Below are 19,677 nucleotides of genomic sequence, written 5' to 3' on the forward strand. Positions count from 1 at the left end.
TCAGGAGGCGGGTAGCACGTGCTGCCCGTCACCGTCGGTGCTCAGGCACAGCGAGCAGATCTCACCGCCGAGAGCACTGGCCGTCATGTCCGGCCGCTCGTACGACTCCCCGCACACCACGCAGTCGTACCGCGTCGCGCTCGGGTTGCCGTCCTCGTCGAGCATCGGCTCCGCGATGCCGTCGTCGGTGCGGCGCAGGTAGAACCGGCCGCGCGTGAGGACCGCGAGCAGCGGCGTCAGCACGATCGGGATGCCGACCGCGACCAGCGGCGAGTACGGCTGGACCGCCGCGCCGAACAGTCCGAAGTAGACCGAGATGGAGAGGATCGACGAGGCGAGGAACGACCCGACGCCGACCGGGTTCACCGCGAACAGCATGCCGCGGCGGAACTCCGGCTGCTTGGGCGACAGCTTCAGCAGGTACTTGTTGATCGCGATGTCCGCCGCGACCGTGACGACCCACGCCATCGCGCAGTTCGAGTAGAAGCTCAGCAGGTTGTTCAGGAAGCTGAACATGTCCGCTTCCATCAGCACCAGCGCGATCGCGAGGTTGACCAGCACGAACACCAGCCGCCCCGGATAGTGCGTCGTGACGCGGGTGAAGGAGTTCGTCCACGCCAGCGACCCCGAGTAGGCGTTGGTGACGTTGATCTTCACCTGGCTCAGCACCACGAGCACCAGCGCCAGCGGGACCACCAGCCACGCCGGCATGAACTGCTTGAACACCCCGGTGAACTGCTCGATCGGCTCCACCGCCGCGACCTTGCCGACGGCGTCGAGCACGTAGATCGCCATGAAGGCGCCGATCGCCTGCTTGAGCGCCCCGAACACCACCCAGCCCGGACCGGCCATGATCATCGACGTCCACCACGCCCGGCGGTTCGCGGCGGTGCGCGGTGGCATGAACCGCAGGTAGTCGATCTGCTCGCCGATCTGCGCCATCAACGACAGGCAGACGCCCGCCCCGAGCATGACCGCCGCGGTGTTGACGCCGCTGTCGCCGTACGCGAGCCAGCGGCCCACCGAGCCCGGGTCCGCGATCACGAGGTAGAGCAGCGGCGCCACCATCAGCAGCAACCACAACGGGTTCGTCCAGCTCTGCAGCTTCGCGAGCACCCTCATGCCGTAGATCACCAGCGGGATGATCACCAGTGTCGACGCGAGGTACCCCAGCCACAGCGGCAGGCCCAGCGCGTACCGCAGGCCCTGCGCCATGATCGAGCCTTCGAGCGCGAAGAAGATGAACGTGAAGCTCGCGAAGATCACACTGGTGATCACCGAGCCGTAGTAGCCGAACCCGGACCCGCGGGTGATCAGGTCGAGGTCGATGTTGTACCGCGCCGCGTAGTAGGCCAGCGGGAACCCGGTCACGAAGATGACGATCGCCGCGAACCCGATGGCCAGCAGGGCGTTGCCCGTACCGTGCGCGAGGCCGATGCCCGCGCCGATCGAGAAGTCCGCCATGTAGGCGATGCCGCCCAGCGCGGACGCCCCGACGACGGCGGGCGTCCAGCGCCGGTACGTCCTGGGCGCGAACCGAAGGGTGTAGTCCTCAAGCGTCTCTTTGGACGCCACAGGAGCCGGAACGCGCTCCACCGCCTCGTCAAGGGTCATGGACCTCGACGCTAGGAAGTCCGCGTTTCAGCGGGCCACACCGCTTGTGACGGGCCGATTACGCTATGTTCACCTGCCATGTGGCGTTCATGAAGGAACGCAGGCTCGCCGACGAAGGGGCCGCCGAGGCGTGGACCGCGCGGGCCGCCACCATCTCCACGGCGGAGGTCGCCGCGTCGAAGGCACGGCACGAACGGATTCTCGACAGCGTCACCGAGGCATTCGCGGACAGCCCGGAACGCCACGGTATCGACGTTGACGAGCTAGAAGCCCTATAGGCCCTATCCGCCAGTCTCGTCTGGGACAGTTGCGGCCGAGGCCCCGGAGACGGCACCGCCGCGAATCCCGAACACGCCTGGCACCGCCTCCGGGACTCTCGACCATGACTCTCATCGAACGGACCTGAGGACAGGGCCTACCTCTCCAGGCTCCAGATCCGCACGGACTTGTCGTCACCACCGGCCGCGATCCGCTTGCCGTCCGGCGAGAACGCCACCGTCTGGATCTGCCCACCCGAACCGATCACCGTGGCGTGGATCTTCTTGGACGCCACGTCCCACAGCTGCACGAAGTTGCCCTGTCCCCAGGTCGCGACCGTCTTGCCGTCCGGGTGGAACAGCGCGCTCGAGAGGGTGAGGCCGTCGTCGGCGCGCGGGAACACCGCCTTGCTCTGGCCGGACTGCACGTCCCAGAGCTGCATGCTGTTCCTGCCGTCGCCGTCGACGACCGCCAGGGTCTTGCCGTCGGGCGAGAACGAGCCGCCGTCGCCGGTCGAGTCGTTGATGGTCTTGACCGTCTTGCCCGTCGCGGGGTCGACGATCTTGATCTCCTGGTACTTGTTGCCCGCGTAGGCGAGCAGCTTGCCGTCCGGGCTGAACGACAGCTCGCTGCTGCCCCGAGCCTCGGTCAGGCCGATCTTGACCTTGCGCGTCGCCACGTCCCAGACCAGCAGGCGGCCGGTGTGGGTGATGCCGACGAGCGTCTTGCCGTCCGGGTGGAAGCGCAGGGTCTTCATGATGGAACGGCTGTCGTCCAGGCCGCCGATCATCGAGCGGTCGGCGATGTTCCACAGGTACGTGGTGAAGTCGCCGGTGCGGTTGCCGCCCGCCGCGAGGATCTTGCCGTCCGGGCTGATCGCGACCGCGCACGCCGACGCGCCGCCGGGGCCGTCCGGGTTCTGGACGGTGCCGATGAGCTTGTTCGTCGTGGTGTCCCAGATGCGGACGAGGGCACCTCCGTCGCCCAGGCCGTCCTCGGCGCTGGCGAGAATTCTGCCGTCCGGGCTCCACGCGACCGACGACACCGATTCCTTGTGGTCGACCAGCTGGACGTGCTCGGTGAACTCCTGCGGACGTCCCGGCTCGGACACCTGCGAGGTCGTCGGCTGCTCGGAGCCGCCCTCCTTGTGCGAGGCCGCCTTGTTGTCACCGGTGGACGGCAGTTGCGCCGCCTCGCCGTCGTTCTTCCTGGAACCGAGCCACCACGCGGTGCCGCCGCCGACCGCCACGACCGCGCCGACGCCGGCCAGCAGCGCCGTGCGTCTGCTGACGCCGGACTTCGCGGGGACGGGCAGCACGACGGGCACGCCGGCGAGCATGGCGAGCGCCTGGTCGACCGTCGCGCGGTCGGCGGGGTTCTTGCGCAGCAGGGCGCCGAGCAGGGACGCGAGGTGCCCGGCGCGCTGCGGGGGCGGCGGGTCCTGGGTGAGCAGCATCGACAGGGTCGTCATGAAGTCCTGGCCCTGGTACGGCGGCCTGCCCTCGACGGCGGCGTACAGGGTCGCGCCGAGCGACCACAGGTCCGTGGCCGGGGTGATCGGCGCGCCGGTGCCCTGCTCGGGCGCCATGTACGCGGGCGTGCCGACGATCGAGCCGTCGGTGGTCAGCGGGACGTCGCCGGTGAGCCTGGCGATGCCGAAGTCCGTGATCACGACCCGGTCGCCGGACAGCAACACGTTGGCGGGCTTGAGATCGCGGTGCACGATCCCCGCCTGGTGCGCCACCCGCAACGCGCTCAGCATCGACGTGGCGATGTACGCGACCTGGTCGGGCGGTAGCGCGCCCTGCGACCTGATGGCGTCGGACAGCGAGCCGCCGCGGACGAACTCCATCACGATCATCGGGGTGCCGTTGTACTCGACCACGTCGTGCACGGTGACGATGCCGGGGTGGTTGAGCTGACCGGCGAGCTGTGCCTCGCGCATCGCGCGCTGGCACAGCAACGCCCGCTGCTGCGCGTCGAGCCCGGCGGGCAGCAGCAGCTCCTTGATGGCCACCTCACGACCGATGACCTCGTCACGGCCGAGCCACACCCGGCCCATGCCGCCGGTGCCGATCACCTGAACGAGCCGGTAGCGCTGCGCCACCAGACTTCCCGTCGCATCTGTCACGGCGCGCAGCTTAGATGGGGGAACACGCTCCCATGACGGTAACCGGCAAGTTCGCAGTCCGATGAAACTGTTGGCAGCAAAGAAACATCATGCGCACTCAATCGGTCGACAATGGACTTGTCCCTAGTGGACTTTCGCGACCTCGATTCCGACCGAGCCGAACATCCGCAGCTTGCGCGTCCTGGTCGGCTCGGTGGTGAATCCCGCCGCGGCGATCCGCTTCGGCACGGCGTCGCCGACGTTGTCGAGCAGGTGGTCCTTCATCGGTCCGTGGTCGTGGAACACGGCGTCGGCGAGCACCAGCACGCCGCCGGGCCGCAGCACGCGCCGGATCTCGGCGAGCATCTCGTCCTTCGACGGGGTGTCGAGGTGGTGCAGCATCAGGCTGGAGAAGACCACGTCGAACGAGGCGTCGGGGAACGCGAGCTCCTGCGCGAACCCCTTGTCCAGCTTCGCCCGCAGTCCCGCACGGCGCAGTTTGCTCTCCGCCCGCGCCAGCATCTTCAGGTCGGGGTCGACGCCGAACAGTTCGACGTCCCGATGGCGCTTTCCGGTGGTCCGCAACAGGTTTCCGGTGCCGCAGCCGACGTCCAGCACGCGCTGTCCGGCCCGCAGCGCGGCCGCCGCGACCATCTCGCCGTGCACGCCGACGAGCCCGGACACCAGGTGCACCACGTCGTAGAGGGGCAGGAGGTAGTGCTTGCCCATGCCCGGCAGGTAGTCCCGCTCCTGGGACGATACTTCGGTCATGTGTTGATTCTCGCTGCTGACAGAGCAGTATTTCTGTGCCGATCCACGGTTTGAATGGGACGATTTGACGGTGCGAACCCAGCGGACACCCCTGCAGGGCGACGAGCCCGCCCAGTACGCCTGGCGGCCGGCTCCCGGCGAGCTGTCCGTGGCGGTCGTTCCGCTCGGGCACGGCGAGGAGTTCGACGGCGCGCACGAGGCCCATTCCCACGACTTCCCCGGCATCGCCTACTTCGAGACGGCCGGCGGCGTGGTCCGCCACGGCAGGCAGACCAGGCAGGTCGAGGCCGGCGACCTGTTCGTCATCGCGCCCGGCGACGTGATGGGCCAGGCCCGCAGCGACGACCTCCTCGGCGCCCGCGGCTGGGGCGTCTTCTTCACCGCCGACGCGCTCGGCCCGGAGACCCCCGGCGCGCACCTGGCGTGGCGCACGCACCCGCTGCTGTTCCCGTTCGTCCACGGCCGCGCGACCGGCGCGTTGCGGCTCAAGGTCCCCCAGGAGCAGCGGGCCGGGTGGACCGCTCGCATCGAGGCGCTGCACGACGAACTGCGGCACCGCGGCGACGGCTACCGCGAGGCCGTGCCGGCGCACCTGACGCTGCTGCTGGTCGGCGTGTCGAGACTCGCCGCGGACGTCGTCGGCGACCTGCGCGAGAACGCCGAACCGCTGCTGGCCGAGGTGTTCGACGTGATCGAACGGCGCTACCCGGAACAGTTGTCGCTGCGCGAGGTCGCCGCCGCGGTCAGCATCTCCCCCGGCCACCTGACCTCGACGGTGCGCAGGCGGACCGGGCGCACGGTGCAGGAGTGGATCACCGAGCGCCGGATGGTCCAGGCGCGGCGGCTGCTGGCCGTCACGGACCTGCCGGTCGGCGACATCGGGCGGCAGGTGGGCTTCTCGGACGCGGGCTACTTCGCGCGGACGTTCGGCAAGCTGCACGGGATGAGCCCCACGCGATGGCGGCAGTTCAACCACCTGAACGCCCGCTGAACTCCTGCGGACGGCCTGTCGATCACCAGTCGTTTCGTCGTATTCGTCCCTCTGTGCCGTGGCACTGTCGTGACCATGACCGGCGGGACGCCCACGATGAACGACAAAGACCTCGGCACGAGGTTCCACGACCTGATGGAAGTCGTGGTGAGGCGGCTGCCGTTCGGCCTGTCCCGCGTCGTGGCGCCGAGCCTCCTCGGGTTCGCCCTGATCAACGGGTTCACGTTCGGCGTCGACCTGCTGCTGCTCACCGCGTTCCGCAGCGGCCTCGGCCTGCCGGTGCCGCTCGCGTTCACGATCGCCTACGTGCTCGCGTTCGGCCTGAGCTTCGTGCTCAACCGGGCGCTGAACTTCCGCTCGCACGCACCGGTCGGACCGCAGGCGGGCCTGTACGCCGTCGCGATCCTGATCAACTACCTGGCGTTCATCCTCGGCGTCGGCAGCGCGCTGACCGAGATCGGCCTGCAGTACCACCTGTCCCGGATCGTCGCCGGCGCGTGCGAGGCCGCGTTCATGTACAGCGTGATGCGCTGGATCATCTTCCGCGACGCGAAGGACTGACCTACTGCAGGTAGCCCTCGACCTCGCCGACCGAACGGGCCGGGACCTCCTCCGGGTCCTCGCCCTGCGACCGGGCCGAACGACGCCGCCGCAGCAGGTCCCAGCACTGGTCGAGGGCCTCTTCCAGGGACCGCAGCCGGGCGTGCTCCTCATCGGTGGAGATCTCGCCGGACGCGAGCTGCTCCCGCAACCTGTGCTCCTCGTCGACCAGCTCGTTGATGCGGCCCAGCACGTTCTCGTCGCTCATCTGCGCCCGTCCCGTCTCAAAGCGGCTGATCTTCCCGACTCTACGACGGTCGGACGGCGTTCGCCCGGGCCCGCGGCAGCGCTGCCAGCGACAGGCTGTTGCCGTCCGGATCCAGCACCTCGACGTGCCGCACCCGTTGGAGTACTTCTCGCGCTCCGAACTCATCGCACCAGGGGCGATTCGTCCGCTTGGTCCAAGCGACTGGTTCAACCAATTGTTTACCCTTGTGAACAGGGCCGCCGACCCGTCACGCGCACCACCTCCCCTGGGAAGTGGTCGCCACCTCCGCCTGCCAGGAGGCGTTGTGAAGACACGTGCCCGGCTAGCCCTAGCAAGCCTCTCCGCCACCACCGCGGTCGTCGTCGCGTTCATCGTCCCCACCACGCCCGCGATCGCCCACGGCACGATGTCCGATCCGGCCAGTCGGGTCTACACGTGCAAGAACGAGGGTCCGGAGACCCCGAAGTCCGACGCGTGCAAGGCGGCCGTGGCCGCCGGCGGCACGCAGGCCTACTACGACTGGAACGAGGTCTCGCTGCTCGAAGCCGGCGGGCGCCACCGCCAGCTCATCCCGGACGGCAAGCTCTGCAGCGCGGGCCGCGACAAGTACCGCGGTCTCGACCTGCAACGCGCCGACTGGCCCGCCAAGCGGGTCTCGCCCGGACCGCTGACCGTGACCTACCACGCGTCGGCACCCCACTCGAACAGCAACTTCGAGTTCTACATCACCAGGGACGGCTGGCACCCGACGCAGCCGCTGCGCTGGTCGGACCTCGTGCACGTCCAGACGTTCAACGGCCAGAACCCCAGCACGTTCACTAACTGGACGCTGACCCTCCCGAACCGCTCGGGCCGCCACGTCCTCTACTCGATCTGGCAGCGCGTGGTGGGCAGCAACGAGGCGTTCTACACGTGCTCGGACGTCGACTTCGGCGGCGGCACCACCACCCCGCCGACCACCACCACGACGACCCAGCCGCCGACGACCACGACCACCACCCAGCCGCCGGTGAGCGGGACGTGGGCCGCGGGCACGACCTACTCGGTCGGCAACCGCGTCACCTACAACGGGGTGAACTACGAGTGCCAGCTCGCGCACACCGCGATCGCCGGCTGGGAACCGCCCGCCACGCCCGCCCTGTGGCGACGCCTCTGATGAGGTTTCTCCTGCTGGCGCTCGCCTTCGTGGTGTCCGGCTGCGCGGCCACGCAGCCGGACGCCGTGTTGCGCGGCGATCCGCTGGACGTGATGTTCCTGCAGATGATGCTGCCCCATCACCAGCAGGGAGTGGAGATGGTCGCCCTCGCGCAGGACCGGGCGCAGAACCAGGAACTGCGCGTGCTGGCGGCCGCGATCGCGCAGACCCAGGCGACCGAGGCCGACACGATGAAGGGCTGGCTGACGGCGTGGGGTGAACCGCTGACGGCACCGCCGGACTCGCACACGGGCCACGGCGGTATGCGGCAGTCCGATCCCGAGGAGGTCGCGAGACTGACCGCGTTGCGCGGCGCGGAGTTCGACCAGCGCCTGCTCAACGTCATGATCGCCCACCAGGACGACGCCGTGCAGATGGCGCGGTGGGAGACGGGCAGTGGCGCCGATCCGGAGGTGAAGGACCTCGCGGACCGGATCGACAAGTCCCGCACCGCGCAGATCGGCATGATGAAGAAGTTCCTCGACCGGGCATGACGGGGTACCCCGTGGCGGACCGAAGGAGGCCGACATGCAACCCGTCCCGTTCGTCCCGTGGGTGTGGCGCGATGCTTCCTGGGCCGATGAGCCGGACCAGGATCAGGATCAGGACCAGGACCTCGCGGATCGCCCCGACACCGGCCTGATCGGCTACGAGGTCGAGGCCACCGACGGCGGCATCGGCAAGATCGACCAGGACAACGCCAAGGTGCCGCACGACTGCCTGATGGTCGACACCGGACCGTGGATCTTCGGCCGCAAGGTCGTGCTCCCGGTCGGCACCGTGCGGCACGTGGACCACGCGGAACGCAAGGTCCACGTCGACCGCACGAAGGAGCAGATCAAGAACGCGCCGGAGTACGACCCGGACGACCACGACAACTACCGCAAGCGCACCGACGAGTACTACACCGACAGCTATCGCCTGATGCCACCCATGCTCTAGGCGATCGGGAAGTCGAAGTACGTGTCCGGATAGGGCTCGTCGATCAGCGTGTAGTGCCACCACTCGCTGTCGTAGCGGCGGAACCCGCAGGCTTCCATGATCGAGCAGAGCTGCTGCCGGTTCGCCGCTGCGACCTCGCCGACCGCGGCACCGTGGTGCGAGATCGGGTCCATCAGGTCGTGGCCGCCGCCCATCTGGGCGAGCTCACCGGTGTCGAGGTGGTAGAGCGTGAGGTCGACGGTGCTGCCGCGGGTGTGCCCCGACCTCGCGGCCACATAACCCTGTTCGAACATCTCGGCCCTGGTGATGCGCGGGTGGTGGCGCGCCTTCGTGCGGCCGTCCTCGGGCTGTTCGGCCCAGCGCAGGAAGCAGTCGACGGCGCGTTGCGGGCGGTAGCCGTCCCACAGCAGGAGACCGAAACCGAGCGACTCGGCTTTCTCCTGCGCCATCGTCAGGGCCGCGACCAACGCCTTCGTGCCCACGATCCGGTTGACGAGGTAGCCGTCGACGGGCTTGCCGGTGAAGTTGTCCCACGTGGCGTACTTGGCGTCCCAGCGGATTCCGGGCACGTCCACGAAGACGAAGTCGGCGTTCACTGGAGCTTTCCCGTCAGCGCCAGGGACACCAGGCGGTCGATCACGTCGCCGAGGGACAGCCCTGCGGCAGCCATCATCCGCGGGTAACGGCTGTAGGAGGTGAGGCCGGGCATCGTGTTGACCTCGTTGAGGACCACCTTCCCGTCCGGGGTCAGGAACATGTCCACCCGCGCGAGGCCCGAGCAGCCCAGCGCGCGGTAGACGACCCTCGCCGTCTCCTGGACGAGCGCACGCGCCTCCGCCGTGATGTCCGCGGGCACGATGAACGTCGAGTTCTCCGACCCGGTCTCGGGAGTGCTCTCCTGGTGGATCCGGAAGAAGCCGTGGGTCAGCGCGACCCGGTCCAGTTCGCCGACGACCAGGTCGTCCCCCGTGCCCAGGATCGAACAGCCGATCTCGCTGCCCGTCACGGCCTCCTCGATCAGGACCTTCGAGTCGTACTGCCGGGCGACTTCCAGCGCGACGGGCAGTTCGTCCTCAGTGGACACCCTGGTGACGCCGAACGACGAGCCCGACCGGGCCGGTTTGACGAAGACCGGATAGGCGGGCGAGTCCGGCGTGCCGGTCCAGAACGCCGGCGTCGCGACCCCCGCGCTCCGAGCGACGACGTACGTGAGCGACTTGTCCATGCACAACGCGGAACTCTGGACGTCGCACCCGATGTACGGGATGCCCGCCAGCTCCAGCAGGCCCTGCACCGCGCCGTCCTCCCCCTGCCTGCCGTGCAGCACCGGGAACACGACGTCCAGGCCCATCGCCTCGAACCGGCCGTCGCCCAGGACGAGCAGGCCGCCGGGTGAGAGCGCGACCGGGCGGCCGTCCTGGGCGTCCGGGCCTGAGCAGAGCTTCCAGTCGCCGCTGCGCGTGATCTTGATCCAGCACGGGTCGTACTTCGCGGGGTCGAGGTTCCGCGCGACCTCCCCCGCGGACTTCACCGAGACTGGATGTTCCTCGAACGTCCCGCCGAAAATGATCCCGATCTTCACCTTGGTCACCGCATTCCCCCGTTCGCAAAGCTCAGACAATTGATGAGACTGTTTTCCACGGTGTCGCTCAGGGCGTGGTCCGTGTAATAGGCGGTGTGCGGAGTGATCAGGACGTTCGGCAGTCTGCGCAGTCGTAGCAGTGCCTCGCAGCCGATGTCGCGAGCCCGGCAGTCGGTGTAGAAGATTCCTTCTTCACCTTCGACGACGTCCAACGCGGCTCCGCCGAGATCGCCGTTTTCCAACGCCTCGACCAGAGCTTTGGTGTCGATGAGCGGGCCGCGTCCGGTGTTGATGACGACCGCGCCGTGTTTCATCAGCGCGATGCGGTCGCGGTCGAGGAGGTGATGTGTTCCCGGGTTCAGCGGGGTGTGCAACGTGACGACGTCGCTCACCCGCAGCAGTTCGTCCAGGGGCACGTAGTCGGCCGAATTGCGGGGCCTGCTGTCGTGCGCCAGCACGCCGCAGCCGAAGCCGCGCAGCCGGTCCATCACCGCGACGCCGATGCGCCCGGTGCCGATCACGCCGATCGTCAGGTCGCGCAACTCCCTGCCGCGCACCGCGTTCAGGCGGTAGTCGAGCAGGTCGGCGCGCCGGAGGACGGACCTCACGTCGCGCACGACCATCAGCATCAACATCACCGTGTAGTCGGCGACGCTGTCAGGCGAGTAGGCGATGTTCCCGACGGTGATGCCGAGGCTTTCGGCGTATTCGACGTCGACGTGGTCGAAGCCGACGCTTCTGGTGGAGATGTACCGGACCCCCACGCGCCCGAGCGCCAGAAGAGTGGACTCGGTGATGCGGGATTTGTGGCCGACGCTGACGCACTGGTTTCCGCGGGCCAGTTCGGCGTTGGCCTCGGACGCCGGTTCCTCGGTGATGGTCGGCGTCACTCCGCAATGGGGTGCCATTCTCCGGAACAGGGCGGCCTCGTCCTGCTCGCACCCGTAAATCGTGATGCCTGTTGCCATGCCTCCCAGTCAAGAAGACACGGCGTTGCCGGCCCGTATGCGGTTTTTGATATCTCCGCGATACGCGCCGTTATTCGGCCTTGGTCACCAGCAGGTCGATCACGGTGGGCAGCTCGGTGCGCAACCGGGCCACGGCGTCGGCATTTCCGGTGAAGTGGTGCAGCAGCGCCCGCTGGAAGATGCCGTCGAGCGTCACGTAGGTGGTGCCCGGCGAGGCGGCAGGCGTGCCTCCGAGGAGCTCGGCGTAGCGGGTGACGACCCGCCACACCATGTCCTCGCGGTGGCCGTCGATCTCCAGCACGTCGGCGCGGAACGACCCGTCGAACAGGCTCTGGTTGCGCAGGTCGTACCAGAGGCGGTGCAGCGGCGCGTCCCGGCCGAGGGTGTCGAAGAACATCGCCACGAACTCGGCGCGCAACTGCTCCGCCGTCGTCGACGTGGCCACGACCTCGTCGTAGCGCGTCACGCAGACGACCTCGTACTGGCGGACCGCCTCGGTGATCAAGTCGCGCTTGTCCTCGAAGTAGTAGTGCAGGACCCCGTGCGAGAACTCGGAGTTCTGCGCGATCTCCCGCAGGCTCGTGCGCGCGTAGCCCAGCTCGGCGAGGGTGTGCAGCGTCGCCACGGCGAGCTCGGTCCGCCGGGCGTCGAACTTGTCGACCTGCCGGCGGGCGAGGCGGTCCTGCTTGCGCGAAGCGACTTCTGTCACGCCTCGGATCGTAACGCGCACGGCGACAAATCTTGACCATTCGTCCAAAAAATCTTGGACAGTCGTCAAAGAAAAACTTGACGACTGTCAAGGAGTAGCTAGGGTGTGAGCCATCTCACCAAGGAGGCGACTCAATGACGAGTTATCAGCTGAGCGGGCGGAAAGCGCTGGTCACCGGGGGTGCACGAGGACTGGGCGCAGGCATGGCGCAGGCTCTCGCCGCGGCCGGGGCGTCGGTTCTGATCGGCGACGTCCTGGAGGACGAGGGCAAGCAGACCGCCCAGGCGCTGCGTGACTCGGGGGCCACGGCGGAGTTCGTGCCGCTGGACGTCACCGACGACGCGAGCTGGGCCTCAGCGGTGAGCACGGCCGTTGACGCGCTCGGCGGCCTCGACATCCTCGTGAACAACGCGGGCATCGAGATCACCAGCCTGATCACCGAACTCGAGCCCGCCGACGTCCGCAAGATGCTGGACGTGAACGTGCTGGGCACCGCGCTCGGCATGAAGCACGGCTTACGCGTGATGCGTCCGGGAGGAGCCGCGGGCAACGGCGGCTCGATCATCAGCGTCGCGTCCGTCGCGGCCACCATCGCCTTCCCCGGCATCAGCGTCTACTCGGCGACCAAGTCCGCCATCGACCGCCTGACCAGGGTCGCGGCCGCGGAGTCCGGCAAGCTCGGCTACGGCGTGCGGGTCAACTGCATCTACCCCGGCCTCACGCCCACCGCGATGGGCAACCAGCTGGCCGTCGACTGCGCCCAGCTCGGCCTCTTCCCCTCGGTCGAGGCCGCCGTCGGCGCGGTCGTGGAGCTCACGCCGCTCGGCCGGCTCGGGCAGGTCGACGACATGGCCGACGCCGTGGTGTTCCTCGCGTCCGACGCCTCGAAGTTCATCACCGGGGCGGGCCTCCCGGTCGACGGCGGAATGGGGATTTGACGCGATGCCCACGGACAAGCCTGTAGTCGTCTACGGGGCCTCCGGCTACACCGGACGCCTGATCTGCGAGTACCTGCGCGAGTACGGGATCCCGTTCCTCGCCGCCGGCCGCGATGGCAAGAGGGTCGAAGAAGCCGTCGACGCCGTGCCCGGCATCGACACGGTCTCCTACGACATCGCGGAGGTGGAGCACACCGAGGAGGCGCTGACCGAGGCGTTCACCGGCACCAAGGTCGTGCTCAACACCGTCGGCCCCTTCTCCCGCTACGGCCACGAAGCCGTGCGGGCGAGCCTGAACGTCGGCGCGCACTACACCGACACCAACGGCGAGCAGGACTGGATGATCGACGCCGACGCCCAGTACGGCGCCGAGTTCGCCAAGCAGGGCCTGCTGATCTCCCCCGGCATCGCGCAGATGTACACGGTCGGCGAGATCGCCGCGCAGATCTGCCTGGAGCAGCCCGGACTGGACACCTTGGACATCGGGGTGTTCTGGAAGGGCTATCCCACCGTCGCCTCCACCAACACCATCCTCACGAATGCCGCGTTCTCGAAGGCCTACTACCTGGAGCAGAACGAGTACGTGGAATGGCCGGCGGACGCGGGCCTCTACGAGCTCGTCGTGCCCGGCCAGCACGAACTGGGCCTGGCACTGCCGTGGGGCGGGACCGCGCATCCGGTGTGGTTCAAGAGGGATCCGCGCGTCGCGTCGGTGCGGGCGCTCGGCGGTGTGTTCAACCGGCCGCTGATGCTCGGTGTGCCGCAGATCGTCGCGGCGGCGCTGGAGCAGATGGAGGGCAGGTCGGACGCGGAGAAGTACGAGATCGTCGACGCGTTCTCCGCGCAGGTGCGCAGCGAGATGCCGCCGCGCGAGAACCCGCGGATCAACATCTCGCTCGACTCCGTGCACGCCTCGGGACCGCTGGGCCGCGCGCACTGCGTGATCCACGGCAACTGCAACTACAAGCAGACGGCGTTGCTGAACGTGCACGCCGCCGTGCACCTGTTGCAGGACGCGCCGCGCCGGACCGGGTTCGCGTCGGGCTGCCAGGCGTTCGGGCACCGGGAGCTGCTGGGCGCGCTGCGGTCGTTCGGGCTGGTGCTCGACCCGATCCTCGAAGTGCACCGCTGATGCGGCTCTGCGACTACCTGGACAAGGGGGCGTCGCTCGGAGGCGACGCCCCCTGTCTGACCATCGGCGGCTCCTCGCAGAGCTACGCGGAGGTCCAGCGGCTCTCCCGGACGATCGCGGGAGCGTTGCAGGGCAGCGGGATCGGCCCTGGCGACCGGGTCGCGGTGCTGTCGGCGAACGACCCGCTGGCGCTCACCTGCGTGTTCGGCATCTCGCGGGCCGGGGCGGTGTGGTGCCCGGTCAACCCCCGCAACGAGGCGGCGGAGAACCGCGAGCTGCTCGACCTGTTCGGGTGCCGTTGCCTGTTCTTCCAGGCCAAGTTCGCCCCACTCGTCGACCGCATCCGGGGTGACCTGCCCGCGCTGACCACGCTGGTGTGCCTGGACGGCGAGGTGGAGGGCGCGGTCTCGTTCACCGACTGGCTCTCGCGCTTCGGACGTGAGCCGGAACCGGTGACCGTGGCCGACGACGACCTCTGCGTGCTGGCGGGCACCGGTGGCACGACCGGGCGGCCCAAGGGCGTGCGGCTGACCGGCCACAACCTGGAGACCGCCACCGCGCTGACCCTGATGAGCTACCCGTTCGGCCACCGGCCGCGGTACCTGGCGCTCGCCCCGCTGACGCACTCGGCGGGCGTGCTGACGTTCCCGATCATGTCGCTGGGTGGCGAGACGGTGATCATGCCGGCGCCGGACCTCGGCGAGTTCCTGCGGCTGATCGAACACCACCGGATCACGCACGCGTTCCTGCCGCCGACGGTGATCTACGGCCTGCTCGACCACCCCGCTCTCGACTCGACGGACCTCGGTTCCCTGCAGTGCCTCTGGTACGGCGCGGCGCCGATGTCCCCGGTGCGGCTGACCGAGGCGCTGCACCGGATCGGGCCCGTGATGGGGCAGCTGTTCGGGCAGACCGAGGCGCCGAACATGATCGCCACGCTGGCCCCCGCGGACCACTTCCTGCCCGACGGCTCGATCGCGCACGAGCGGTTGTCGTCGGCGGGCAGGCCGACACCGCTGACCCAGGTGGCGATCATGGCCGCGGACGGTGCGCTGCTGCCGGCCGGTGAACGCGGCGAGATCGTGGTGCGCGGCCCGCTGGTGATGGCCGGGTACCACGAGAACCCGGCGGCCACCGCCGAGGTGAGCGCGCACGGCTGGCACCACACCGGTGACATCGGGTACCTCGACGCCGACAACTACCTGTTCATCGTCGACCGCGCCAAGGACATGATCATCACCGGCGGGTTCAACGTGAACTCGGCCGAGGTCGAGCAGGCGTTGCGGGCGCATCCGGCGGTCCAGGACAGCGCGGTGGTCGGGCTGCCCGACGCGAAGTGGGGTGAGCGGGTGACGGCGGTCGTGCAGCTGCGCGTGTCCGCTCATGCCGACGCCGAGGCGTTGATCGCGTTCGTCAAGGAGCAGCTGGGCGGGGTGAAGGCGCCCAAGCAGGTGGAGATCTGGCCGGACCTGCCCCGGTCCAAAGTGGGCAAGGTGCTGAAGGCCGAGATCAGGCAGCGACTTTTCGATTCGTGACAGCCCTCGCCGGGACCACGAGGACGACGGACACCACCACGAGAAGCCCCAGCAGCACGACGTTCAGCGCCCGGTCGAGCGGCTCGTACATGTGCAGCATCGTCAGGTGGTAGACGAAGTGCAGGGTGTTGAACACCAGCAGCGTGGCGCCTGCCAGCGGCACGACGGCCGGTTTCCCGGCGTGGGCCAGCGCCATCAGGCTCAGCGCGGTGAACGCGAGGTAGACCGCGCCGACGTCCTCGGCGAAGTGCTCGTTGTACGGACCGAGTTGCGGCAGCCAGCGCAGTCCGAACCCCGGGAACGTGTCGAACCAGGTCCTCGTGGCGAAGTAGGCGAAGATCCCGACGTACGCGGACGTGACCGCGATGAAGGCCAGGCTGATCCGGTCGAGCAGAAGTTTCACGAGACGGTCCTTTGTTCGCGTTGCGGGGCTTCGGCAGGTGGACGAGGTGGCGCTTCGATTCGTGACAGCCCCGCCCGAGATCACCGGGTAGCGTGCAGGCCGTGGAACCAGTCGCGCTGCCGTTGGGCCGTCCTCGCGAGGAGCGGGCCGATGCCGCGCGCAACCGTGCTCACCTGATCGAGGTCGCCCGCGAGATGGTCGCGGAACTGGGCGCCGACAAGGTCACGATGGACGGCCTCGCCGAACGCGCCGGGCTGGGCAAGGGCACGGTGTTCCGGCGCTTCCGCACCCGTGCGGGCATCTTCCACACCCTGCTGGACGAGGAGGAGAAGCTCTTCCAGCAACGGGTGCTGGCCGGGCCGCCGCCGCTGGGTCCCGGGGCGCCGCCGGCCGAGCGGCTGGTCGCGTTCGGACGGGCCCGGCTCGAGTTCCTGGTCGACCACATCGTCCTGGCACGCGCCTCGCTGGACCCCGGCCAGCCCGTTCCCGCCAGTGACAGTCCCTCGCTGTTCCACGTCCAGATGCTCCTGAGCGAGGCATGTCCGGACGAGGCCGCCAGCGGCAGCCTCGCCCTCCAGCTCGTCGCCGCGCTGGAAGGGCCGGTCCTGCTCTACCTGCGGACGCAGGACGGCGACGCGCCCGACCTGGGAGCCGTGGTGCACGACCTGATCACCAGCTGGCAGGTCCTGGTCGAGCGCGTCTGCGGCTAGGCCCTGGTGCGCACGGTGAAGCGGTCGATCGTCAGGGCGCCCGCGTCCAGCCGCAGGCCGAGAGCCGGTGCCCACCCCGCGACGACCGAGGGGTCCACGACGGACCCGATCGGTGCGGAGCGCAGCAACGTCCACCGGCCGGCGTGCTCCTGCCAGCTGGTCAGCTGACCGTTCTCGACCACGACGGCGAGCCGGTCGCCCGGCGCCCAGGCCAGGGTCGCGCAGCAGCCGCCGGTGGCCTCGTCACCACGGCGAACACCGGCCACGGTCACGTCCACGCCCGAGGCCCTGCCCGCGTTGTTGAACCAGGCCAGGGCGAAGTCGCGGTTCCCGGCGGTCTGGCCGAGGAACAGGCTGTCCTCCGGCGCCGAGCCCGCGAACGACCGCGGTTCGACGACGACCGCCGTGCCTCGGACGGCACCGGCGACCGGCGCGGCCAGCACCGCACCGGCACGCGCCCCGGCGCTCGCGGTCAGCACGCCGTCCGCGACCTTCAACCCCGGTGGCGGTTCGCCGAACGTGTCGTCCACTCGGTACGAGGCGAGGCGGTCCGTCTCGAACGTGTCGTCCCAGACGACGGAGGAGTAGGCGGCGGGATCGAAGACGGTCTGCGCGGAGCTCAACGCCGACGTGACGCCGCTGTCACCGGAAGCCGTTGCCAGCAACCGGATCGGGGCCCGTTCACCCAGTGCCAGGCCGTCAGGTGCCGTGACGCGCCACCGGGTGACGAGACTCCGGCCCGATCCGAGCTGGGCGGCGTAGGCCGGCGACAGGGGCACCGCACTCCACCCCGGCGGCACGGCCAGCGTCGCACGGACACCGCGCAACGGTTGCTGTGCCTGCAAGGTCGTGGTCGTCTCGACCGCTCCGGCGCGGACCGCGAGATCGTCCGGCACCGAGGCGCGCAGCCCTCGCACGGGTGACCGCCACGACGAGAACGACGTGATGCCGACAGCTCCGCCGTCCGCCCGGCGCGGCAGGATCCGCACCCGGCTGGTGGTCACCGCCGGTTCCACCAGGACGCGGTTCAGCTGACGCGCCACCGGTTGCGCGGGAGTTCGCCGCTGGCCGGGGACGTCCCGCCACTGGCCGTCCCAGTACTGCAGGTCGAACGTCGTCGGCACGCGCACTCCCCCGCCGTCGTCGTAGAACACGACGCGCAGATCGGAGATCGGTGCCGGCACGCCGAGGTCGACCTCCAGCCAGTCCGCGGAGTTCGGGCTGCCGTACGACGTCCAGCGCGTGCCGGGCACGTCGAGGTGGAAGTCCTGGCCGTCGATCGCCTTGGTCGGCGGGTCGGCGCTGTAGCTGTGGGACGCGCGGGCGGCCGGGAACCCCGTACGGCTGACGTTCGCGAAGTCGTCGACGAGCTCCGGCACGTCCGCGGAGGTGCGCGGCGGGATCGTCAGGCGCACCGGCGCCAGGCCGGCCTGGGAGTGCGTGAGCCTGCCGTCCAGCCAGACCCGCAGGCCCGCGCCCTTGCCGTAGCGGCTGCCGTCCCTGTCCCACAGCACGGTCAGGTTGTGCCCGTGGTACGGCACGTTCTCGGCGGCGAAGTGGGTCCAGGAGTCCGGCACCAGCGGCGCGATCGACACGGCGTTCCCGAGCTGCGGCCGGATGCCGAGCAGGCCGGACAGCACGTTGTCGTTGAACGTCGAGTGGTTGTAGTCCTCGCTGTGGCCCTTGCCGTCGTACAGCCAGCGGTTCTCGTCGGGGTGGTGCGCCTCGGCGACGTAGGGTTCGCCGTTCTTGCGTTGTGTCAACGCATAGCCGCGCAGCACCGCGAGGTAGTCGTCGCGGTCGACGTAGGACTGCGCCGGGTAGTCGATCAGCAGGTTCGCCAGCGCGGTCAGGGTCTGGCTGGTCGCGAACGGCCAGCTGGGGCCGTTCCAGCGGCAGCAGCCGTTCAGCGCGTCCCGCATGAACCACGGGCTGCGGCGTTCGGCGGTGGTCGGGCCGTACGGGGCGGCGAACCCCTGCGGGTCGGTCAGTTGTGTCCACGCCGCGCTGTTCGCCGCCGGTGGCATGTGGAAGTACCACGGCACGAAACCGATCGCCTCACGGTCGGCGAGTTTGGTGCGGCCGGGGTTGTCGTCGCGCATCACGTGCTTGTAGAACTTGCCCGCGTCGTCCCAGAGCCACCGCTCCTGGTTCGCCCGCAACGCATCCGCGGCCTGGTCGAACGGCCGCGCGCCGGCGGCGTCTCCCCGCGCCCTGAACAGCTGTGCGATCGCCCGCGCGTCGCCGTACTGGTAGGCGTTCAGCGTCGGCCGGAAGCCGTCGCCACCGTGGTAGGGATCGGGGCTCTGGTACGAGCTGACCGTGTACTCCATCGCGTCCCACACCGGCGTCTGCCAGTAGAGCCCCAGCTCCTCGTTGAACTGCGGCGACCAGCGCTGCCACTGCCGCACGAGCTCGGGCAGCCGGTCGGTGGCGAAGCGGGAGCGGCCGTCGACGGCGGCGCGTGCGGCCACCGCGTCGGCGGCCCAGAACGAGTACTGGTGGGCCCAGTCGGTGGTGTTCTCGTTGAAGAAGTCGGTCGCGGGCTTCGGACCGGCGCCGGAGCCGCGCAGCCAGTAGTCGACGTAGTCGTCCAGATAGCGGTGGTCGCGCAGCCAGCGGCCCTCGTAGACGTGGTGGCCCGCCGCGGCGACGATGCCGCCGTCCGGTGCCGAGTAGCCGACCGGGCCGAGGAACTCGGAGACGATCCAGCCGTCCTTCGGGCCGGTGTACTTGAGCGCCTCGCGGTAGGTCCGCCAGCGGTAGTAGTAGGTGTCGCGGATCTCCCGGTCCGGCAGGTCGACGAACGGGATGTTGGCCTCGTACCAGGCCGGCTCCGCGACGTTGCCCAGCAGCCCGGCGTGGTCGAGGAAGTTGGTGCCCGCACCCACCGCGGGGTACGGGTCAGGTGCCGCCGCGCGGTCCTGCCGTGCCACCGCGGGCCCTGCCGTCGAGATCGTCAACACTGCCACCACGAGCATCGTCATTGACACGCGCATGGACTCATTGAA

At 69.3% G+C, this 19,677-nt stretch carries 20 protein-coding genes; 10 read left to right on the top strand and 10 right to left on the bottom strand.

What is annotated here, in order from left to right; translation table 11 throughout:
- Entirely contained in the window at positions 1 to 1,614 is a 1,614-nt protein-coding gene (locus AB0M48_RS00815; RefSeq protein ID WP_363834946.1) for an allantoin permease, read from the bottom strand.
- A gap of 65 nt (positions 1,615 to 1,679) precedes the next feature.
- Here AB0M48_RS00815 and AB0M48_RS00820 point away from each other — a divergent pair, with 65 nt between their 5' ends.
- Positions 1,680 to 1,892, top strand: coding sequence for a hypothetical protein (locus tag AB0M48_RS00820; protein WP_363834949.1), 213 nt, complete (start codon positions 1,680 to 1,682; stop codon positions 1,890 to 1,892).
- 137 nt (positions 1,893 to 2,029) lie between these two features.
- On the opposite strand, the gene AB0M48_RS00825 is transcribed toward AB0M48_RS00820, so the two are convergent.
- Positions 2,030 to 4,003, bottom strand: a complete 1,974-nt coding sequence (locus AB0M48_RS00825; protein ID WP_363834951.1) for a serine/threonine-protein kinase — start codon at positions 4,001 to 4,003, stop codon at positions 2,030 to 2,032.
- A 123-nt stretch (positions 4,004 to 4,126) separates the two neighbouring features.
- Positions 4,127 to 4,753, bottom strand: a complete 627-nt coding sequence (locus AB0M48_RS00830) for a methyltransferase domain-containing protein (RefSeq protein ID WP_363834954.1) — start codon at positions 4,751 to 4,753, stop codon at positions 4,127 to 4,129.
- Positions 4,754 to 4,823: 70 nt separating this feature from the next.
- Between AB0M48_RS00830 and AB0M48_RS00835 the strand changes: the two genes are divergently transcribed.
- On the top strand, positions 4,824 to 5,744 hold the full coding sequence (locus tag AB0M48_RS00835; protein ID WP_363834957.1) for an AraC family transcriptional regulator: 921 nt from the start codon (positions 4,824 to 4,826) through the stop codon (positions 5,742 to 5,744).
- A 96-nt stretch (positions 5,745 to 5,840) separates the two neighbouring features.
- Positions 5,841 to 6,305, top strand: coding sequence for a GtrA family protein (locus tag AB0M48_RS00840; RefSeq protein WP_319984022.1), 465 nt, complete (start codon positions 5,841 to 5,843; stop codon positions 6,303 to 6,305).
- Position 6,306: 1 nt separating this feature from the next.
- Here the strand turns inward: AB0M48_RS00840 and AB0M48_RS00845 are convergent, their stop codons facing one another.
- On the bottom strand, positions 6,307 to 6,552 hold the full coding sequence (locus AB0M48_RS00845; protein ID WP_363834960.1) for a DUF2630 family protein: 246 nt from the start codon (positions 6,550 to 6,552) through the stop codon (positions 6,307 to 6,309).
- Between the two features lie 304 nt (positions 6,553 to 6,856).
- On the opposite strand from AB0M48_RS00845, the gene AB0M48_RS00850 reads away from it, so the two are divergent.
- Genes AB0M48_RS00850 through AB0M48_RS00860 form a run of 3 tightly spaced genes read left to right on the top strand, consistent with a single transcriptional unit; the run spans position 6,857 to position 8,689 of the window.
- The gene (locus AB0M48_RS00850) at positions 6,857 to 7,708 is read left to right on the top strand and encodes a lytic polysaccharide monooxygenase (protein WP_363834962.1); all 852 of its coding nucleotides are present in this window, start codon (positions 6,857 to 6,859) and stop codon (positions 7,706 to 7,708) included.
- A complete protein-coding gene (locus AB0M48_RS00855; RefSeq protein WP_363834964.1) occupies positions 7,708 to 8,241 on the top strand; it encodes a DUF305 domain-containing protein in 534 nt (177 codons plus the stop codon). Before AB0M48_RS00850 ends, AB0M48_RS00855 begins: the two co-directional genes overlap by 1 nt.
- A gap of 34 nt (positions 8,242 to 8,275) precedes the next feature.
- On the top strand, positions 8,276 to 8,689 hold the full coding sequence (locus AB0M48_RS00860) for a PRC-barrel domain containing protein (RefSeq protein ID WP_363834967.1): 414 nt from the start codon (positions 8,276 to 8,278) through the stop codon (positions 8,687 to 8,689).
- Here the strand turns inward: AB0M48_RS00860 and vanX are convergent.
- From vanX to AB0M48_RS00880, 4 genes are all read right to left on the bottom strand, one after another.
- Positions 8,686 to 9,285, bottom strand: a complete 600-nt coding sequence (gene vanX, locus AB0M48_RS00865; RefSeq protein ID WP_363834971.1) for a D-Ala-D-Ala dipeptidase VanX — start codon at positions 9,283 to 9,285, stop codon at positions 8,686 to 8,688. The two genes, AB0M48_RS00860 and vanX, sit on opposite strands and share 4 nt — an antisense overlap.
- Positions 9,282 to 10,280, bottom strand: a complete 999-nt coding sequence (locus AB0M48_RS00870) for a D-alanine--D-alanine ligase family protein (protein WP_363834974.1) — start codon at positions 10,278 to 10,280, stop codon at positions 9,282 to 9,284. Before AB0M48_RS00870 ends, vanX begins: the two co-directional genes overlap by 4 nt.
- Entirely contained in the window at positions 10,277 to 11,239 is a 963-nt protein-coding gene (locus AB0M48_RS00875; RefSeq protein ID WP_363834977.1) for a D-isomer specific 2-hydroxyacid dehydrogenase family protein, read from the bottom strand. Before AB0M48_RS00875 ends, AB0M48_RS00870 begins: the two co-directional genes overlap by 4 nt.
- Positions 11,240 to 11,309: 70 nt before the next feature.
- Positions 11,310 to 11,948 carry a TetR/AcrR family transcriptional regulator gene (locus AB0M48_RS00880; protein WP_363834980.1) on the bottom strand — a complete coding sequence of 213 codons (639 nt, stop codon included), beginning with the start codon at positions 11,946 to 11,948 and terminating at the stop codon, positions 11,310 to 11,312.
- 134 nt (positions 11,949 to 12,082) lie between these two features.
- Here AB0M48_RS00880 and AB0M48_RS00885 point away from each other — a divergent pair, with 134 nt between their 5' ends.
- The 3 genes from AB0M48_RS00885 to AB0M48_RS00895 are packed head-to-tail and all read left to right on the top strand — an operon-like array spanning position 12,083 to position 15,553.
- Positions 12,083 to 12,886, top strand: a complete 804-nt coding sequence (locus AB0M48_RS00885) for an SDR family oxidoreductase (protein ID WP_363834983.1) — start codon at positions 12,083 to 12,085, stop codon at positions 12,884 to 12,886.
- Positions 12,887 to 12,890: 4 nt separating this feature from the next.
- Positions 12,891 to 14,018, top strand: coding sequence for a DUF5938 domain-containing protein (locus AB0M48_RS00890; protein ID WP_363834986.1), 1,128 nt, complete (start codon positions 12,891 to 12,893; stop codon positions 14,016 to 14,018).
- Complete coding sequence (locus tag AB0M48_RS00895) at positions 14,018 to 15,553, top strand: long-chain fatty acid--CoA ligase (protein ID WP_363834988.1); 1,536 nt, start codon at positions 14,018 to 14,020, stop codon at positions 15,551 to 15,553. The genes AB0M48_RS00890 and AB0M48_RS00895 overlap by 1 nt, the downstream gene beginning before the upstream one ends.
- On the opposite strand, the gene AB0M48_RS00900 is transcribed toward AB0M48_RS00895, so the two are convergent.
- Positions 15,528 to 15,956: a hypothetical protein gene (locus AB0M48_RS00900; protein ID WP_363834990.1), complete on the bottom strand. Its 429-nt coding sequence runs from the start codon at positions 15,954 to 15,956 to the stop codon at positions 15,528 to 15,530. The two genes, AB0M48_RS00895 and AB0M48_RS00900, sit on opposite strands and share 26 nt — an antisense overlap.
- 101 nt (positions 15,957 to 16,057) lie before the next feature.
- Between AB0M48_RS00900 and AB0M48_RS00905 the strand changes: the two genes are divergently transcribed.
- Entirely contained in the window at positions 16,058 to 16,666 is a 609-nt protein-coding gene (locus AB0M48_RS00905) for a helix-turn-helix domain-containing protein (protein WP_363834993.1), read from the top strand.
- On the opposite strand, the gene AB0M48_RS00910 is transcribed toward AB0M48_RS00905, so the two are convergent.
- Positions 16,663 to 19,647 (bottom strand): discoidin domain-containing protein, encoded by a 2,985-nt coding sequence (locus AB0M48_RS00910; RefSeq protein ID WP_363835881.1) that lies wholly within the window; start codon positions 19,645 to 19,647, stop codon positions 16,663 to 16,665. The genes AB0M48_RS00905 and AB0M48_RS00910 overlap by 4 nt on opposite strands.
- Positions 19,648 to 19,677 lie beyond the last annotated feature (30 nt).

Source organism: Lentzea sp. NPDC051208, from assembly GCF_040682435.1.
In the GTDB taxonomy this organism is placed as follows: domain Bacteria; phylum Actinomycetota; class Actinomycetes; order Mycobacteriales; family Pseudonocardiaceae; genus Lentzea; species Lentzea kristufekii.

Coding starts and splice junctions, on each gene's coding strand:
- AB0M48_RS00845 (WP_363834960.1), bottom strand. CDS start 6,552: ATGAGCGACGAGAACGTGCTGGGCCGCATCAACGAGCTGGTCGACGAG.
- AB0M48_RS00820 (WP_363834949.1), top strand. CDS start 1,680: ATGTTCACCTGCCATGTGGCGTTCATGAAGGAACGCAGGCTCGCCGAC.
- AB0M48_RS00895 (WP_363834988.1), top strand. CDS start 14,018: ATGCGGCTCTGCGACTACCTGGACAAGGGGGCGTCGCTCGGAGGCGAC.
- AB0M48_RS00910 (WP_363835881.1), bottom strand. CDS start 19,647: ATGCTCGTGGTGGCAGTGTTGACGATCTCGACGGCAGGGCCCGCGGTG.
- AB0M48_RS00855 (WP_363834964.1), top strand. CDS start 7,708: ATGAGGTTTCTCCTGCTGGCGCTCGCCTTCGTGGTGTCCGGCTGCGCG.
- AB0M48_RS00890 (WP_363834986.1), top strand. CDS start 12,891: ATGCCCACGGACAAGCCTGTAGTCGTCTACGGGGCCTCCGGCTACACC.
- AB0M48_RS00875 (WP_363834977.1), bottom strand. CDS start 11,239: ATGGCAACAGGCATCACGATTTACGGGTGCGAGCAGGACGAGGCCGCC.
- AB0M48_RS00815 (WP_363834946.1), bottom strand. CDS start 1,614: ATGACCCTTGACGAGGCGGTGGAGCGCGTTCCGGCTCCTGTGGCGTCC.
- AB0M48_RS00885 (WP_363834983.1), top strand. CDS start 12,083: ATGACGAGTTATCAGCTGAGCGGGCGGAAAGCGCTGGTCACCGGGGGT.
- AB0M48_RS00860 (WP_363834967.1), top strand. CDS start 8,276: ATGCAACCCGTCCCGTTCGTCCCGTGGGTGTGGCGCGATGCTTCCTGG.
- AB0M48_RS00840 (WP_319984022.1), top strand. CDS start 5,841: ATGAACGACAAAGACCTCGGCACGAGGTTCCACGACCTGATGGAAGTC.
- AB0M48_RS00830 (WP_363834954.1), bottom strand. CDS start 4,753: ATGACCGAAGTATCGTCCCAGGAGCGGGACTACCTGCCGGGCATGGGC.